This is a genomic window from Bradyrhizobium sp. BR2003 (genome assembly GCF_009720285.1).
Taxonomy (GTDB): domain Bacteria; phylum Pseudomonadota; class Alphaproteobacteria; order Rhizobiales; family Xanthobacteraceae; genus Bradyrhizobium; species Bradyrhizobium elkanii.
On record NZ_SMYJ01000026.1, the window covers coordinates 1 to 15,419 of the forward strand.

General features: G+C 63.6%; 17 protein-coding genes. 10 read left to right on the forward strand and 7 right to left on the reverse strand.

The window, feature by feature from the left end; all coding sequences use genetic code 11:
- The 3 genes from E2I15_RS18960 to xoxF5 all read right to left on the reverse strand — a co-directional run.
- Nucleotides 1–857: zinc-binding dehydrogenase (locus tag E2I15_RS18960; RefSeq protein WP_155262458.1), on the reverse strand; the 857-nt coding region annotated here is incomplete at its 3' end.
- Nucleotides 858–907: 50 nt separating this feature from the next.
- Nucleotides 908–1,390 (reverse strand): c-type cytochrome, methanol metabolism-related, encoded by a 483-nt coding sequence (locus tag E2I15_RS18965; protein WP_038379125.1) that lies wholly within the window; start codon nt 1,388–1,390, stop codon nt 908–910.
- A gap of 122 nt (nt 1,391–1,512) precedes the next feature.
- Nucleotides 1,513–3,318: a lanthanide-dependent methanol dehydrogenase XoxF5 gene (gene xoxF5 / locus E2I15_RS18970; protein ID WP_018272874.1), complete on the reverse strand. Its 1,806-nt coding sequence runs from the start codon at nt 3,316–3,318 to the stop codon at nt 1,513–1,515.
- 421 nt (nt 3,319–3,739) lie between these two features.
- Between xoxF5 and E2I15_RS18975 the strand changes: the two genes are divergently transcribed.
- Both E2I15_RS18975 and E2I15_RS18980 read left to right on the forward strand, forming a co-directional pair.
- Nucleotides 3,740–4,714, forward strand: coding sequence for a helix-turn-helix domain-containing protein (locus E2I15_RS18975; protein WP_016847804.1), 975 nt, complete (start codon nt 3,740–3,742; stop codon nt 4,712–4,714).
- Between the two features lie 63 nt (nt 4,715–4,777).
- A complete protein-coding gene (locus E2I15_RS18980) occupies nt 4,778–5,179 on the forward strand; it encodes a YkvA family protein (protein ID WP_246668027.1) in 402 nt (133 codons plus the stop codon).
- Here the strand turns inward: E2I15_RS18980 and E2I15_RS18985 are convergent.
- A complete protein-coding gene (locus tag E2I15_RS18985) occupies nt 5,176–6,540 on the reverse strand; it encodes a histidine kinase (RefSeq protein ID WP_137478637.1) in 1,365 nt (454 codons plus the stop codon). The two genes, E2I15_RS18980 and E2I15_RS18985, sit on opposite strands and share 4 nt — an antisense overlap.
- Before the next feature lie 181 nt (nt 6,541–6,721).
- Here E2I15_RS18985 and E2I15_RS18990 point away from each other — a divergent pair, with 181 nt between their 5' ends.
- On the forward strand, nt 6,722–7,342 hold the full coding sequence (locus E2I15_RS18990; protein WP_016847801.1) for a response regulator transcription factor: 621 nt from the start codon (nt 6,722–6,724) through the stop codon (nt 7,340–7,342).
- 30 nt (nt 7,343–7,372) lie between these two features.
- Nucleotides 7,373–8,212, forward strand: a complete 840-nt coding sequence (gene fghA, locus E2I15_RS18995; protein ID WP_137478638.1) for an S-formylglutathione hydrolase — start codon at nt 7,373–7,375, stop codon at nt 8,210–8,212.
- Nucleotides 8,213–8,375: 163 nt separating this feature from the next.
- Here fghA and E2I15_RS19000 read toward each other — a convergent pair whose 3' ends face one another.
- Complete coding sequence (locus E2I15_RS19000) at nt 8,376–8,891, reverse strand: DUF3280 domain-containing protein (protein WP_246668028.1); 516 nt, start codon at nt 8,889–8,891, stop codon at nt 8,376–8,378.
- Nucleotides 8,892–9,036: 145 nt separating this feature from the next.
- Here E2I15_RS19000 and E2I15_RS19005 point away from each other — a divergent pair, with 145 nt between their 5' ends.
- The 6 genes from E2I15_RS19005 (at nt 9,037) to E2I15_RS19030 (ending at nt 13,917) form a co-directional block, all read left to right on the forward strand.
- Nucleotides 9,037–10,218, forward strand: a complete 1,182-nt coding sequence (locus E2I15_RS19005; protein ID WP_137478639.1) for a lanthanide ABC transporter ABC transporter substrate-binding protein PedA1 — start codon at nt 9,037–9,039, stop codon at nt 10,216–10,218.
- A gap of 5 nt (nt 10,219–10,223) precedes the next feature.
- A complete protein-coding gene (locus tag E2I15_RS19010) occupies nt 10,224–11,201 on the forward strand; it encodes a YVTN family beta-propeller repeat protein (protein WP_137478640.1) in 978 nt (325 codons plus the stop codon).
- Nucleotides 11,198–12,019, forward strand: a complete 822-nt coding sequence (locus E2I15_RS19015; protein ID WP_018272883.1) for a lanthanide ABC transporter ATP-binding protein PedB/LutE — start codon at nt 11,198–11,200, stop codon at nt 12,017–12,019. The genes E2I15_RS19010 and E2I15_RS19015 overlap by 4 nt, the downstream gene beginning before the upstream one ends.
- Nucleotides 12,016–12,864, forward strand: coding sequence for a lanthanide ABC transporter permease protein PedC (locus E2I15_RS19020; protein WP_137478641.1), 849 nt, complete (start codon nt 12,016–12,018; stop codon nt 12,862–12,864). The genes E2I15_RS19015 and E2I15_RS19020 overlap by 4 nt, the downstream gene beginning before the upstream one ends.
- Nucleotides 12,861–13,478 (forward strand): hypothetical protein, encoded by a 618-nt coding sequence (locus E2I15_RS19025; RefSeq protein WP_246668029.1) that lies wholly within the window; start codon nt 12,861–12,863, stop codon nt 13,476–13,478. The genes E2I15_RS19020 and E2I15_RS19025 overlap by 4 nt, the downstream gene beginning before the upstream one ends.
- 142 nt (nt 13,479–13,620) lie before the next feature.
- Nucleotides 13,621–13,917, forward strand: coding sequence for a copper-binding protein (locus E2I15_RS19030; protein WP_137478642.1), 297 nt, complete (start codon nt 13,621–13,623; stop codon nt 13,915–13,917).
- A gap of 26 nt (nt 13,918–13,943) precedes the next feature.
- On the opposite strand, the gene E2I15_RS19035 is transcribed toward E2I15_RS19030, so the two are convergent.
- Both E2I15_RS19035 and E2I15_RS19040 read right to left on the reverse strand, forming a co-directional pair.
- The gene (locus tag E2I15_RS19035; protein WP_137478643.1) at nt 13,944–14,498 is read right to left on the reverse strand and encodes a PQQ-dependent catabolism-associated CXXCW motif protein; all 555 of its coding nucleotides are present in this window, start codon (nt 14,496–14,498) and stop codon (nt 13,944–13,946) included.
- Complete coding sequence (locus tag E2I15_RS19040) at nt 14,495–15,328, reverse strand: substrate-binding domain-containing protein (protein ID WP_246668052.1); 834 nt, start codon at nt 15,326–15,328, stop codon at nt 14,495–14,497. The genes E2I15_RS19035 and E2I15_RS19040 overlap by 4 nt, the downstream gene beginning before the upstream one ends.
- Between the last annotated feature and the right edge of the window lie 91 nt (nt 15,329–15,419).

Genomic DNA, 15,419 nt, shown 5'->3' on the forward strand with positions numbered 1-15,419 from the left:
ACCACCGAGACACCCCAGCCGCGGTGGCAGGCTTCCAGCGCCTGCCGCATCACGTTGGTGTTGCCGGTGCAGTCGAAGGTGTAGTCGGCGCCACCATCGGTGAGCCCGACAAGGTGCTGCACGATGTCGCCCGACACCTTGGTCGGGTTGACGAAATGCGTCATGCCGAACTGTTTGCCCCAAGCCTCCTTGGAGTCATTGATGTCGACGCCAATGATCTTGTCGGCGCCGACCATCTTGGCGCCCTGGATCACGTTGAGGCCGATGCCGCCGAGGCCGAACACGACCACGTTGGAGCCCGGCGTCACCTTGGCGGTGTTGACGACCGCGCCGACACCGGTGGTGACGCCGCAGCCGATGTAGCAGCTCTTGTCGAACGGCGCGTCCTCGCGAATCTTGGCCACCGCGATCTCGGGCAGCACGGTGAAGTTCGAGAAGGTCGAGCAGCCCATATAGTGGAAGACCGTCTTGCCCTTGTAGCTGAACCGCGAGGTGCCGTCGGGCATCACGCCCTTGCCCTGGGTGGCGCGGATCGCGGTACAGAGATTGGTCTTCTGGCTCAGGCAGCTTTTGCACTGCCGGCATTCCGGCGTGTAGAGCGGGATCACATGATCGCCGGGCTTGACCGACGTCACGCCGGCGCCGACCTCGCGAACGATGCCGGCACCTTCATGCCCGAGGATCGAGGGAAAGATGCCCTCGCTGTCGAAGCCGTCGAGCGTGTAGGCATCGGTGTGACAGATGCCCGTCGCCTTGATCTCGACCAGGACCTCGCCGGCCTTGGGGCCTTCCAGATCGAGCTCGACGATCTCAAGCGGCTTCTTTGCTTCAAATGCGACTGCGGCGCGGGTCTTCATCTTGGTCTCCACAAAACGTCAAACAGGTTTCTCATTCGCGCCGGACACGCTCACTTCTTGTCGTTGTGACCCATGCAGGCGTCTTCCGCCTTTCCATAGGCTTCCGACTTGTCTTCATGCTTGGCCGGCCGAACACGCCCAACCGCATCATTGGCGCGGGCGCGCAGGTAGACATAGAGGTCGTCCATGTAGCAGGCAACGTTCGGGTTATCGCCGAATGCCGGCATGACGTTTTCCTGCGCCGTCGAGACGTTCTTGCGCCCGCTCGCGACCACGCCCATGAAATCCGGATAGGTCATGGTCTTCAGCGAATTCGCCAGCGCCGGAGCGTAGGTCGATCCCATTCCGTCGGGACCGTGGCAGACGTGGCACTCCGAATGATAGCGGCGGTAGCCGGAGTAGGTGTACCAGTCGGTCGTACCGTCGGCCGTAACCTTGAACGTCGGGTTTCCATCCTTGTCGAGATACTTGCCGTCCTCGGACTTGACGGCGGTCGGGTCGCCAGCGTCCTCGGCGGAGGCAACTCCACCCATTGCCACGACAAAGATCGCAGCACTCACAAACCAGATCTTACGCAAAAGCATATCCTCGCGTGCAGATTGAAGACGGACCGGCGCATGGAGATCGCCCATGCGCCGGAACGAGGTTGCTCAGCTCACTGCTGCGGCAGCGAGAACACGGTGAGCGTTCCGCCGAGCGCGGTGTAGTTGCTCAGCGCGGCATAGCCGCCGACTGCACCAAGACCGGCCGTCGGATCAGTCAGACCGGCCGCGAGACCGATGCCTGCCCAACCGCCAACACCCGACAGAATGGCGACGTACTGCTTGCCGGCATGCTCATAGGTGGTGACGTTGCCGATGATGCCGGACGGGGTCTTGAACTTGTAGAGTTCCTTGCCCGTCTTGGCGTCGACAGCCTTCAGGTAGCCTTCCAGCGTGCCGTAGAACACTACGCCGCCGGCGGTCGCGAGCGCACCTGACCAGACCGAGAACTGCTCCTTGTTCGACCATACGATCTTGCCGGTCTTGCCGTCCCAGGCGATGAAGTTGCCCATGTTGGTCTCACCGGGAGGCGGATACATCGACAGCGTCGCGCCGACATAGGGCTGACCTGCGGTGTAGCTCACCTTGAACGGCTCGTAGTCCATGCAGACGTGGTTGGTCGGTACGTAGAACAGCTGCGTATCCGGCGAGTAGGCTGCCGGCTGCTCGTCCTTCGAGCCGAGCGCTGCCGGGCAGATGCCCTTCACGTTGACGTCCTCGCCGGCCTTGTCGGTCGACGCGGCATCAAGAACCTTCGGACGACCATAGGTCGGCGAGTCCTTCTTCATGTCGACGCCGGAGGTCCAGTTCACCTTCGGATCGTACTTCTCGGCGACCAGCAGTTCGCCGGTGGCGCGATCGAGGGTGTAGCCGAGGCCGTTACGGTCGAAGTGCGTCAGCAGCTTGCGCGCCTTGCCGTCGATCGTCTGATCCGAGAGGATCATCTCGTTGACGCCGTCATAGTCCCATTCGTCATGGGGCGTCATCTGGTAGACCCACTTGGCGACGCCGGTATCCGGGTTGCGTGCCCAGATCGTCATCGACCACTTGTTGTCGCCCGGACGCTGCTTCGGATTCCAGGTCGAAGGATTGCCCGACCCGTAATAGACGAGGTTCAGTTCGGGATCGTAGGAAATCCAGCCCCAGGTCGCGCCGCCGCCGATCTTCCACTGATCGCCCTGCCAGGTCTTCAGGCTCGAATCCTTGCCGATCGGCTTGCCAAGCTCGGTGGTCTTGTCGTCGACCAGAAGCTGGTCATCCGGACCTTCCGAGTAACCACGCCAGACCTGCTTGCCGGTCTTGATGTCGTAAGCGGTCACATGAGCCTGGACGCCGAACTCGCCGCCGGAAATGCCGAGCAGCACCTTGTCCTTGACCACCAGCGGCGCGGAGGTGCCGGTCGAGCCCTTGCTGGGATCGCCGTTCTTCACCGTCCATTCCACCTTGCCGGTCTTGGCATCGAGCGCCACCAGCGTGGTGTCGGCCTGGTGCAGGAAGATCTTGCCGTCGCCATAGGCAACGCCGCGGTTGACGGTGTCGCAGCACATCACCGGAATGACGTTCGGATCCTGCTTCGGCTCGTACTTCCAGACGATCTTGTTGTCCTGCGAAAGGTCAAGAGCATAGACCTTGTTTGGGAACGGGGTGTGGACGTACATAATGTTGCCGATGATCAGCGGACCGCCCTCGTGGCCGCGCAGCACGCCGGTCGAAAACGTCCAGGCGACCTGCAACTTTCCGACGTTCGAGGCGTTGATTTGATTCAGCTTGGAGTAACGCTGATTGGCGTAGTCTCCAGCCGGCATCACCCAGTCCTTCGGGTTCTGCGACATCTTGTGGAGTTCGTCATTGGCGTTGGCAGCTCCGACGGCAAATACCGCCATTGCCCCAAGACCGGTCGCGTAAAGCATCTTGCGCATCGTGGATTTCCTCCCAGGTTCAAGAGCTCAAGGGTTTCCGCCGAAACGGCCCCACTTCTTCCATTTTGGTGCCCCAGTCGTAGTCCTCTCGAAACACGCTGGCTTGCCCAATAGAGAAGAGCCGTTTGCTCAAAAGCGAAGCTTCGTCAGATTTTTGTCGCCCGGCCCTGAATTGGCTGGAAAGCTTGCTTCATGTTGCAGGGCATCAATCGCAGCCGGCGCGATCCGGATGCCAGATTGACGCGTGCTAAGGTTGCGCTTGACGAGCCCAGAACTAAGTCGGAGGATCACCCGACATTAACCGGGAAGAAATCCCGCCGCCTCCCTAAGCTATTCAGAATCAGGGAGAAGGCGCATCATCCCGGGCCAGACTTAAGCGCGGTGAGCAGTCACGTTGGGGATCGAATCGGTGGCTGGAAAGATGTCCGATACAGTCCATTCTCTCAGCACGAACGGATTGACGCCCAAGCGGCAGATCCAGCGCTGGTCGGATGCGCTCACTGACCTTTGCGGCCAGTTCGACGTCGATGCGCTGGAAGGATCCTCGCTCGAAGCCCGGGTCAATTTCACGACGGTATCGCGCTTGAAGCTGTGCCAGATCGAGGCAAGCCAGCACCGGATCGCGCACACCATCTCGCGTATCAAGCTGAGCGAGCATCCCTACATCAAGATCGTGTTCCAGACCCACGGCGTCTCGCATTTCGAGCAGGACGGCCTGCACTTCGACATCATGCCGGGCGACTGCTTCGCCTACGACGTGTCGTGTCCGCACACCATCATCAGCCCGTCGCTGACGCGGCACGAGGTCGTCATCGTTCCGAAGGACCTTCTCAAGGAGCGCGGCTTCCAGCTCTCCAAGATGGCGCCGTGCAAGCTGTCGGCGCGCAACGGCACCGGCCGCATCGCCTATGATTTCGTCCATGCCGCCTTCGGCGAGGCACCGACGCTGACCCCGGTCAACGCGGTCGGCGTGGCCGATGCGCTGATCGACCTGTTGCTGCTGCCGCTGCGCGAGACCGGCGCCATGTTCGACCGCGGCAGCGCCGAGGCCACCTATGTGCGGGCGCAGGGCTTCATTCGCGAGCATCTGCGCGATCCCGATCTCTGCATCGACCGCATTTCGGCGGCGCTCGGCTGTTCGAAGCGCTATCTGCACATGCTGTTCAGCGATCGCGGCATGACGGTCAGCGACTACATCTGGAAGGCCCGGCTGCAGAATTGCCGGCAGGAGCTGGAATCCCAGAACGGCAAGACCATCACGGACGTCGCGTTCTCCTGGGGCTTCTCGAGCTCATCGCATTTCAGCCGCGTCTTCCGGAAGTATTTCGGCATCGCGCCCTCCTCCGTCCACAAGGGCTTGCACGGCGGTATGCCGGCCGATGTGGTGCTGGAATAGCCGTTCCATCCGACGTGCAGGCGTTGCGCCGTGCCGTCCGCCAACAGACTTTCCTCAATCAAGTTGTCCTCAACCAAGCTGTCCTCGATCAAGGTTTGGGCACGCAACCTCAAGCGGGACAGCGTTGCGCTGTATCTCGCATCGCGTGATCCGCGCGTGCCCTGGTATGCCAAGGCCCTTGCCGTCGCCGTCGCGGCCTACGCACTGTCTCCCATCGACCTGATCCCGGATTTCATTCCAGTGATCGGCTATCTCGACGATCTGATCCTGCTGCCGCTCGGCATCTGGCTTGCGATCTCGCTCGTGCCGGACGAGGTGATGACGGAATGCCGAGCCAAGGCCAGCGCCGTCTCGCAGCGTCCGACCAGCCGGGCGGGAATGATCGCGATCGTCGTGCTCTGGATCGCCGGCGCGCTCGCGCTGGCTTGGGCGGCTTTCAAATACTGGCGACAGCCAATCGTCTAGGACCGTGCGGCCTTTGGCACGAGCGCCTCGACCGTCACGCCATCATCGCTGGAATTGATGGCAAGCGTACCGCCGAGCGCGAGGATCCGCTCCTGCATCCCGGTTAAACCGCGACCAAGCCTGTGATCGCTCAGCAGGCCGCGGCCATTGTCGCGAACCCGCACCAGCGCGCAGTCGCGGCTGCCGCGCAGCCCTGCCTGCCGTTCCGCCGGTTCGATCGTGATATCGACCGCCGTCGCACCGGCATGGCGGAACACATTGGTGAGCGCTTCCTGGACGATGCGGTAGATCGTGAGGTCGGCCATCTCGCCGGTATCGCCGAGCGCCGGCGAGATGCGGCTCTCGATCTCCACCTCCGGGTGGGTTTCGCTCCACAGCCGCACCAGCGCGCCGAGCGCTTCCGCAAGCCCGAGCTCGGCCAGTCCGACCGGCCGCAATCGCTCCAGAATCCGGCGGGTGAACTGCTGGAGCGCGTTGACCTGCTCGAGGATGGCGTTGCCGTGCTTGCGCAATGCCGCAGGGTCCGGCCTTTCGACTTCCGACAGCCGGGTCAGCGCGCCGGCATGCGCGCGCAGGGCAAACAGATAGGGCCCGAACTCGTCGTGCAATTCGCGCGCGATCTCCTTGCGCTCGGAATCTTGCAGCGAGACCGCACGCTCGGCGAGCTGCCGCTTGCCCTCCACGGCGTCGCCAAGAGTCGCCGCCAAATGGTTCAGTTTGGCACAGATCGCGGCCAATTCCGGCGATCCGCCGGGCTCGACGCGTGCATCGTAGTCCCCGGCCTCGATGCCGGTCATGGCCCGCGACAACGCCTCCAGCGGAGCCAGCGCGCGGCCGACCACCAGCATGGTGACCAGAAGCAGCGCGACCGCGATCGCGGAGCCGACCTCGAGCTGGGTGACGATGCCGTCCCAGATCTCGGCGATTTCGTCGTCGGGATGCGAGGTGATGACCAGCGATTGCGGCTTGCCGTGCACCGAGATCGGCACCCGCACCGAGGTCTGCTCGGGATGAACCAGCGCGACGAACCACTGCGGCGGAGCGCGCGGCTCGCCGGCGCTCTCGGGGCGGTCGGGAGATTTTGCGGTCGCGCCATCCTGCCGCGTGATGCTGACATGACGCAGCCGGCTCAGGTCCTGAACGATCTGATCGAGCCGCGCATCGGGATCCGGCGCCTCGTCGAGACCGGCCACAATCGTCGCAACGAACTCGCGCGCCAGGCGGATCACGCTCTGATCCTCGGCCTGGACACGCGGCCCCGCTTCCAGCACGAGCCGCGCAATATTAATGCCGAGGCCAAGCGCCAGGATCAGCGCCAGCAGCAGGTTGATCCGCGCGCGCAAGGATAGCTTTTGCCACATGACGTTGCCCCCGACCGCGATCCCTCCTCCGAGAGGATCGTTGACAGCCAAATTTGCCCGGCTATCTAATCGCACCCTATCGCAATCTCGCACGAGGTGCACAACCGGTCGGAACCGACCTGTCCTTCGCGCAAACCGATGTGATGATGAGTGAACCGAAGCAGATCGCCGGAACAACGCCATGCGCATTCTGATCGTTGATGATCATCCCATCGTTGCCTCCGGCTGCCGCACCGTGTTCGCCGACGATCCCGAGATCACGCTGCTGGAAGCGGCGGATGCCGAAAGCGGCGAACGGGCGTTCGTCGCGGAGAAGCCCGATCTCTGCGTGATCGACATCAACCTGCCGACGGTCTCCGGCTTCGAGCTGGCGCGCCGCATCCTGACGCATGATGCATCTGCGCGCCTCATCATGTTCAGCATGAACGACGACCCGGTGTTCGCCGCGCGCGCCATCGACATCGGCGCCAAGGGCTACGTTTCGAAGACCGGCGATCCCAACGATCTGGTGGAAGCGGTGCGCGAGGTCGGCAATGGCGGCGTCTATCTGCCGCCGGCGATCGCGCGCAACGTGGCGTTCGCGCGGCCGGGCTTTGCGCAAAATCCACTCTCCAAGCTCACTTCGCGCGAGATGGAGATCCTGCGCCTGCTCAGTTCCGGCAAGAGCCTGTCGGAGATCGCCTGGCTGGTGCATTCGTCATACAAGACGGTCGCAAACACGTCATCGATCATGCGCCAGAAGCTTGGCGTGCGCACGTCGGCAGAGCTGGTGCGGCTGGCGATCGAGAGCGGCGTCGCCTGACGCAGCGCTCCAACCAAGAGGAATACGACAATGCAGACGGTTTCCCAGAACAAGTCGCATGGCGGCACGCAAGGCGTCTATCGGCATCCCAGCCGCGAGACCAAGACCGACATGACCTTCTCGGTGTTCGTCCCTGAGCATGCGGCCGGCACCAAGCTGCCCGTCGTCACCTATCTGTCGGGCCTGACTTGCACCCACGCCAACGTCACCGAGAAGGGCGAATTCCGCCAGGCATGCGCCGAGCTCGGCCTGATCTTCGTCGCACCCGACACCAGCCCGCGCGGCGAAGGCGTCCCCGGCGATCCCGTCAATTCATACGATTTCGGGCTCGGCGCGGGCTTCTATGTCGATGCGACGGAGCCGCCGTTCGCGACCAATTACCGGATGTGGAGCTACGTCACCGAGGAATTGCCAAAGCTGATCGCCGAGCAGTTCCCGGTCGACACGACGCGGCGATCGATCCTCGGTCACTCCATGGGCGGCCATGGCGCGCTGACGGTGGCGCTGCGCTATCCCGATCATTATCGGGCGGCCAGCGCGTTTGCGCCGATCGTGGCGCCGTCGCAGGTGCCATGGGGCAACAAGGCGCTCGGCGGCTATCTCGGCAGCAACAAGCAGGCGTGGCGCAAGCACGACGCCGTTGCCCTGATCGAGGACGGTGCCCGCTTCTCCGATCTGCTGGTCGATTACGGCGATGCCGACGGCTTCCTCACCGAACAGCTGCGGCCCGAGCTCCTGAAGGTCGCGTGCGAGAAGGCCAACATCCCCCTCACCCTGCGGCGTCAGCCGGGCTACGACCACAGCTATTACTTCATCTCGACCTTCATGGCCGATCACCTGCGCTGGCACGCAGCGCGGCTGAAGACGTGATGCTTGCCGCGCCGAGGCGGCGCGATACCAAAATGTCGAAAACAACCCCATGCACAGTAGCCGGCGGCGGCGCTCGACCAGCCAATGTTCGACCAGACGCTTGACACGTCGGGCAACTCAGGGCTATTCTTCTAATATTCCGAAATCGTCCTAGCATCGTCGCTCATCGTGCCTGCGGCGCGCCGTAATTCGGCGCGAGCAGGCGGTTGCGCACGAGGTAGTCGGTGGCGCGCGACCAGGATTCGTCGGTATTGCCGCGCATGTCGGCGCTCGCCGCTGCCAGCAATTGCCCGCTATGCACGTCGCGCAGATAGAGATTGATGTTGAGTATTAGGTTGGAGACCTTCTGCACCACGCCCGTCATCACGAGATCAGCGCCCAACTCGCCGGCCAGCTTCACATCGCAGCCGCCACAGGCCTGAAGATTGCTGCCATGCGCCGCAGCATTGACGGAGGCGATGTCGAGCACGCGGAACTTGCCTGAGTCCGCGAGCTCCTTGCGCACCTGGTCGCCGGCCCGGAGCAGCCGCGCCTGCTCATCAGCGCGCGGCCCGCTCACCTCCCCCTGCAGGCTGGTGTCGATCATCTCGAGGTCGAACACCGCAAGCTTGGGCGGTTCGGCGCGCGCCGCCGCAGGCATCACCAGCAAAGAAACGGCGAAGGCAAACGCTGATCTCATGATTGTGAACCAATCGAATTTGTAACGTCGCAACGACAAAAAGCGGGGTTGCAAGCTAGGCCAATTCCGGCATCTTGCAAGTCAACAGCATGGAAGCCGGATTTCCGAAGGCCATGCCGAGTGAAAAAAGACTGCGGGAGGAGTTATGTTGCGATGGCTGATCGGCACGATCGCGCTCAGCATGGTGGCGACCGGCGCGCTGGCGGCTGATCCCGTCGAGGTTCATATCGGCTATCTCGGCCATTCCGGCGTCAAATCGACGCTCTCGCTGATCGAGCAGCCCGCCGACAATGACGGCATCGCCGGCGCGCGCCTTGCGATCGAGGACAACAACACAACCGGGAAATTCCTCAACCAGCGCTTCGTGCTCGACGAGGTCAAGGTCAAGGACAGCGACGATGTCGCCAGGGTCGCGACCGATCTCGCCGGCCGCAACGACTATATCATCACCGACCTGCCGGCCGATGCCCTGCTCAGGGTCGCCGACGCGCTGCGCGACCGCGGCACCGTGCTGTTGAACGCGGGCGCAATCGACGACCGGCTGCGCGAGCAGGACTGCCGCGCCAATGTCATCCACATCGCACCGACCCGCTCGATGCTGGCGGACGCGCTTGGCCAGTATCTGGTGTGGAAGCAGTGGAAGCGCTGGCTGCTGGTGGTCGGCTCGCATGATCAGGACAAGCTTTACGCCGACGCGCTGCGCCGCGCCGCCACCCGTTTCGGCGCCAAGATCGTCCAGGAACGGACATTCGAGGACACCGGCGGCGCGCGCCGCACCGACAGCGGCGTGACCTTGATCCAGCGCCAGATGCCGGTGTTCACGCAGCAGGCGCCGGCCTACGACGTGCTGGTCGCCGCCGACGAGAGCGAGGTGTTCGCGAACTACCTGCCGTACCGTACCTGGGACCCGCGGCCGGTGGCGGGCTCTGCGGGCCTCGTGCCGACCAGCTGGGACGCGGCACATGACCAATGGGGCGCCGTCCAGATCCAGAACCGCTTCGTCAAGCTGAACATGCGCCGCATGACGGCGCTCGACATGCAGGCCTGGACCGCCGCGCGCATGATCGGCGAAGCCACATCGCGCACCAATTCGGGGGACCCCAAGAAGGTCATCGCCTTCCTCAAGGGCAAGGATTTCTCGATTGCCGCTTTCAAGGGCACGCGCTTGACCCTGCGAGACTGGAATCTGCAGCTTCGCCAGCCGATCCTGCTGGCCGATGGTCGTATGGTCGTCTCGGTCTCGCCGCAGGAAGGTTTCCTGCATCAGGTCTCCGAACTCGACACGCTCGGAGTTGACCGACCTGAAACGAAGTGCAAGCTGCAGTGAGGGAGATGAAACGCATGTGGCGCCGCTGTCTGTTGACCGGGATGCTCGTTTGGCTTGCCGGGGCACCGGCGTCCGCCTTCGTTGCCTACGTCTCCAACGAGAAGGGCAACACCGTCACCGTGATCGACACCAACAGCTGGACGGTGACCAAGACCATCAAGGTCGGCCAGCGGCCGCGCGGCATCGAGTTCTCGCGCGACGGCAAATTCGTGATGGTCGCGGTCGGCGACGATGACACGATCCAGGTGATCGATGCCAAGACGCAGGAGATCGTCGACACCCTGCCCTCCGGTCCCGATCCTGAATTGTTCACCCAGGATGCCGCCGGCAAGACCATGTATGTCGCCAACGAAAACGACAACACGGTGACCGTGATCGATCTCGAAAAGCGCGCCCGGATCGGCGACATCCAGGTCGGCGTCGAGCCCGAGGGGATGACGATCAGCCCGGACGGCAAGATCCTGATCAACACCTCCGAGACCACCAACATGGCGCATTTCATCGACACGTCGACGCGCCAGATCGTCGCCAATGTGCTGGTGGATTCGCGGCCGCGTTTCGCCCAGTTCAAACGCGACGGCTCCGAATTGTGGGTCTCCTCCGAGATCGGCGGCACGGTGTCGATCGTCGATCCGGTCAAGCGCGAGGTGACCGGCAAGATCACCTTTGAAATTCCGGGCCTGCGCAACGAGGCGATCCAGCCTGTCGGCATCGGCATGACCAAGGACGGCAAGACTGCATTCATTGCGCTCGGCCCCGCCAACCGTGTCGCGGTCGTCGACGGTGTGACCCACAAGGTCCTCAAATATCTCCTGGTCGGCCAGCGGGTCTGGCACATGGATTTCACCCCGGACGAAAAATATTTGCTGGTCACCAACGGCGTCTCGAACGACGTCTCGGTGATCGACGTTGCATCCCAGAAGGTGATCAAGACCATCCAGGTCGGCGAACTGCCCTGGGGGATCACGATCGCGCAGCCATGACCGCAACCGACGCCCATATCGCGAGCCAGCCCTCGCCGGATGCAGGCCCCGGAACAGCCGCAGCCGTACAGCCGGCGCTGTCGATCGGCAATGTCAGCCACAGCTACGGTCCGCGCCGCGCCCTGATCGATGTCAGTTTCACGGTTCAGCCTGCGAGCTTCACCGCGCTGCTGGGCCTCAATGGCGCCGGCAAGAGCACGCTGTTCTCGCTGGTGACGCGGCTGTTCGGCATCCAGAACGGCCAGATCAAGATCTTTGGCCACGACATCAGCCGGACGCCTGGTGAAGCGTTGCGGCTGATGGGCGTCGTGTTCCAGCCGCGAACGCTCGACCTCGACCTCTCGCTGACGCAGAACCTGCTGTATCACGCCGCGCTGCACGGCATCTCGCGGCGCGAGGCGCGGCTGCGCAGTGCCGAGGTGCTCGGACGCATCGGGCTTGCCGACCGCGCCGCCAGCAAGGTGCGCGATCTCTCGGGCGGCCAGATGCGAAGGCTCGAGATCGCCCGCGCGCTACTGCACCGGCCCCGGCTGCTGCTGCTCGACGAGGCCACGGTTGGGCTCGACGTCAAGGCGCGCGCCGACATCCTCGACCATGTCCGGCAGCTTGTCACCGAACAGGGCATCGGCGTGCTTTGGGCGACGCATTTGTTCGACGAGATCATGCCAAACGACGACCTCGTCGTGCTGCATCAGGGCCGAATGCTGGCGCACGGCCCGGTGTCGCGCGTGATCGCGGACGCAGGCGCCCAGGACGTCAATACCGCGTTCATGCGGCTGACCGGAACGGCAACACTCGCGGGGAGACCGCCGTCATGACCAGCACGACGGTTACGCCTGAGCGAAGCGGCTTCTCGCTGTCGGAATATTTCGTCTGCCTGAACGGCATCGTATGGCGCGAGGCGCTGCGTTTCCTGCATCAGCGCGAGCGCTTCGTGTCGGCGCTGGTCAGGCCGCTGGTCTGGCTGTTCATCTTCGCGGCCGGCTTCCGGCAGGTTCTCGGTATCTCGATCATCCCGCCCTACGAGACCTACATCCTCTACGAAGTCTACATCGCGCCCGGGCTGATGGCGATGATCCAGCTCTTCAACGGCATGCAATCCTCGCTGTCGATGGTCTATGATCGCGAGATGGGCAACATGCGCACGCTGCTGGTCAGCCCGCTGCCGCGCGGCTATCTCCTGTTCTGCAAGCTGCTCGCGGGCACGGCGGTGTCGCTGCTGCAGGTCTATGCCTTCCTTGTCATCGCGTGGTTCTGGGACATCGCGCCGCCGACGATCGGCTACCTCACCGTGCTTCCGGCGCTGGTGCTGTCGGGCCTGATGCTCGGCGCACTCGGCATGCTGATCTCGGCCAGCATCAAGCAGCTGGAAAATTTCGCCGGTGTGATGAACTTTGTGATCTTCCCGATGTTCTTCGCATCGTCGGCCCTCTACCCGCTGTGGCGCGTGCAGGAAGGCAGCCCGATGCTGTATTATATCTGCCAGTGCAATCCGTTCACGCATGCGGTGGAGCTGATCCGGTTTGCGCTGTATGGCAAGATGAACTGGATTTCGCTCGCGGTGGTCGGCGGCTGCACGGTCGTCTTCATGATCGGCGCGATCCTGGCTTACGATCCATCGCGCGGCCTGGTGCGCCGCGGACCCGGCGGAGGCGAGGCATGACAGGCTGGCGAACAGGACTGGGCGCGCTGCTCGCGATGGTTCTGTCGAGCCAAGTCGCATCAGCTGCCGACCCGCGCTATCCGGACTGGCCCTGCCAACAGGCCAAGGTGCCCGAGATCTCGCTCGCCGCGGTCTGGGCCGGGCCGCCGCTCGGCGATGCCGAGACCAAGTGGAAGGACGACCCGAAAGTCAGCGCACTCGCGATCAAGCTCGCGGCGCGCCGCGTCCCGCTGGAGGAGGCACAGAAGGAGATCACCGAATTCCTGTCAGCTGCCGCGGCCGACAAGGCCAATGCGGGAAAGCTGCTGTTCGCGGGCCTGTTCGATACGCTGAACGGACAGCGCGCCTCGGTGATGAACGGGCTCGAGCGCGTGATGCGGAAGCAGCGCGAGGCGGCGGAGAAGATCCGCGACGACACGCTCAAGCTGCAATCGCTGCAGGACGCGACACCGCCGGACCAGGCCAAGGTCGATGAGCTCGGCAACCAACTGGTCTGGGAGACCCGCATTTTCGAGGATCGCGGGCGCGTGGTGAAATTCGTCTGCGAGGTGCCGACCGCCATCGATCAGCGCCTGTTCGCGCTCGGCCGCACCATCCAGCAGGAGCTCGATTGAGGCCTGCGACCGAACGTCCCGGGATCGTTAACGCACCGCCTTGACGGTCTCTTGGGCAACAATCTGTTGGGCCACGCCGATCCGGAACAAACTGCGCTGCCCGCTCGTTGTCTCCAACTATATCTGAAGTTGGGAGACCTCCATGAAAGCAGCCAAGATCGTCATGACCAGCCTTGCCGCCGCGAGCCTGGTCACCTCAGCGGCTTTGGCCCAGCAATCCATGTCGGGAATGGTCACCAAGATTGACCGACTGAGTGGAACCATCTCGATCCAGCAGACACAAAGCGGCACGGTGGGCGCGTCCACCGGCGCGATTCAGGAATACAAGGTGCCGAAGGGACAATCGCTGGAGGCCTTCCACGCCGGCGACAAGGTCACGTTCACCACAATGGACAGCGACGGCGGCAAGATCATCAACAAGCTCGACAAGCAGAAGTAACGCCCGCGTGGCGCGTTGGGGGCGGCTCATTGCTCGCCCTCGCGCGGCTCGGGCTCGGCATCGGCCAGCGGCAATTTGGCACGCTCCCAGCCGTCGGTTCCCTCCGGATACCAGGCCACGTTGTGGTAGCCGTAGGACAGCACGCGCTTGGCGGCGTTCCACGACATCCAGCAATTCTCCTGGCAGTAGATCACGAGCAATCTGGTCACCTCGCCGCCTGAGGCGCGGACGAGCCCGCGTCGCAGATAATCCTCCGTGGGCGTAGCGAGCTTGCCGTAGCCGGTGTCGGGCAGCCAGATGCTGCCGGGAATGTTGAGGTGCGGCCGTTCGCGCCACACCGTGCCGGCGGGTAGGTTTGGCTTCGGCGCGCGCGGCAGCACGTCGACGAAGCCGGCGGACTTGTCGCGCCAGATCGCTTCCGCTTCCGCGGTCGTGAGCACCCGTGCGCCGGCAAGCGTCACCGGCACCGGCGCGCGGTAGTCCTCGGTGCGATAGCCCTCCGGCTCTGCCGGTGGCTCCTGCGCGCGGGCAGGTGAAGCGGCGACGAACATCACCGCAAGCACGGCCGCGAGCCTGATCATGGTGATTTGGTCGCGGTCTCCGGCCCGATTGGACGGTCGTTCTCGTCGAGCAGCGGGACGCCGTAGTCGAGCAGGATCTTGTTGATCTCGGGCTGGTTCTCCTGGATCAGGCGATTGAGCTGGCGCTTCCAGTTCTGGTCGGACGCCCGCACGCCCATGCCGATGCGGTAGACCAGCTTCGGTCCCGTGGTCTCCTTGACCAGTGGCGTGATGTGCAGCGGCGGGTTGGCCTTCTTGGCGTAAAAGCCCGCCATCGGCCCCCACAGGATGCCGGCGTCGATCTCACCCTTGGCGAGATCGTTCATCATCGCCTCGGCCGATGAATCGTAGCGCGTATCGATCATCAGCGGATAAGGCTTCGCATTGGTCATCAGGCCGTTGATGGCCATGTTGGTCGCGGGCGGCGTTCCCGCCACGATGCCGATATGCTTGCCCTTCAGCCGCTCGTCCTCGAGCGTCGTGACCTCATCGAGCCCACTGCCCGGCTTGGCGACGATCGCATAGGCTGTGCGGTAATAGGGATTGGTGCCCTGCGCGAGATCATCGCCTTGCGGAAAGCCCATGATCACGTCGCAGCGATGCGCGCCGAGCGTCATCCGCACGAACCCGGTCGCCTGCGGAAAGAACATGTAGTCGAGCTTCTTTTGCAGCTTCCCGGCCAGCAGTTCGCCGATCCTGTTCTCAAACCCCTCGCCCTTGTCGTTCGAGAACGGCAGGTTGCGGGGATCGGCACAGATGCGCAGCACGCGGGCATCGATGAGTTCGATGGAAAGTTCGCCCTGATCATTGACCTGCGCGCGCGCAGTGTCGCGACCGGCCAGACAGGCCATGAAGCCGACAAGCGCGAGCAGAACAGGACGGCATCCGACAATTCTCATTACGCGGTCTCCTCTTGATCGGATCGATCGCCGCCATCCAGCA

What these genes read in the sequence shown, in the direction of transcription:
- E2I15_RS18965 (WP_038379125.1), bottom strand. Translation starts at nt 1,390, where the DNA reads ATGGGTGGAGTTGCCTCCGCCGAGGACGCTGGCGACCCGACCGCCGTC.
- xoxF5 (WP_018272874.1), bottom strand. Translation starts at nt 3,318, where the DNA reads ATGCGCAAGATGCTTTACGCGACCGGTCTTGGGGCAATGGCGGTATTT.
- E2I15_RS18975 (WP_016847804.1), top strand. Translation starts at nt 3,740, where the DNA reads ATGTCCGATACAGTCCATTCTCTCAGCACGAACGGATTGACGCCCAAG.
- E2I15_RS18985 (WP_137478637.1), bottom strand. Translation starts at nt 6,540, where the DNA reads ATGTGGCAAAAGCTATCCTTGCGCGCGCGGATCAACCTGCTGCTGGCG.
- E2I15_RS18990 (WP_016847801.1), top strand. Translation starts at nt 6,722, where the DNA reads ATGCGCATTCTGATCGTTGATGATCATCCCATCGTTGCCTCCGGCTGC.
- fghA (WP_137478638.1), top strand. Translation starts at nt 7,373, where the DNA reads ATGCAGACGGTTTCCCAGAACAAGTCGCATGGCGGCACGCAAGGCGTC.
- E2I15_RS19000 (WP_246668028.1), bottom strand. Translation starts at nt 8,891, where the DNA reads ATGAGATCAGCGTTTGCCTTCGCCGTTTCTTTGCTGGTGATGCCTGCG.
- E2I15_RS19005 (WP_137478639.1), top strand. Translation starts at nt 9,037, where the DNA reads ATGTTGCGATGGCTGATCGGCACGATCGCGCTCAGCATGGTGGCGACC.
- E2I15_RS19010 (WP_137478640.1), top strand. Translation starts at nt 10,224, where the DNA reads ATGAAACGCATGTGGCGCCGCTGTCTGTTGACCGGGATGCTCGTTTGG.
- E2I15_RS19015 (WP_018272883.1), top strand. Translation starts at nt 11,198, where the DNA reads ATGACCGCAACCGACGCCCATATCGCGAGCCAGCCCTCGCCGGATGCA.
- E2I15_RS19020 (WP_137478641.1), top strand. Translation starts at nt 12,016, where the DNA reads ATGACCAGCACGACGGTTACGCCTGAGCGAAGCGGCTTCTCGCTGTCG.
- E2I15_RS19025 (WP_246668029.1), top strand. Translation starts at nt 12,861, where the DNA reads ATGACAGGCTGGCGAACAGGACTGGGCGCGCTGCTCGCGATGGTTCTG.
- E2I15_RS19030 (WP_137478642.1), top strand. Translation starts at nt 13,621, where the DNA reads ATGAAAGCAGCCAAGATCGTCATGACCAGCCTTGCCGCCGCGAGCCTG.
- E2I15_RS19035 (WP_137478643.1), bottom strand. Translation starts at nt 14,498, where the DNA reads ATGATCAGGCTCGCGGCCGTGCTTGCGGTGATGTTCGTCGCCGCTTCA.
- E2I15_RS19040 (WP_246668052.1), bottom strand. Translation starts at nt 15,328, where the DNA reads ATGGCCTGTCTGGCCGGTCGCGACACTGCGCGCGCGCAGGTCAATGAT.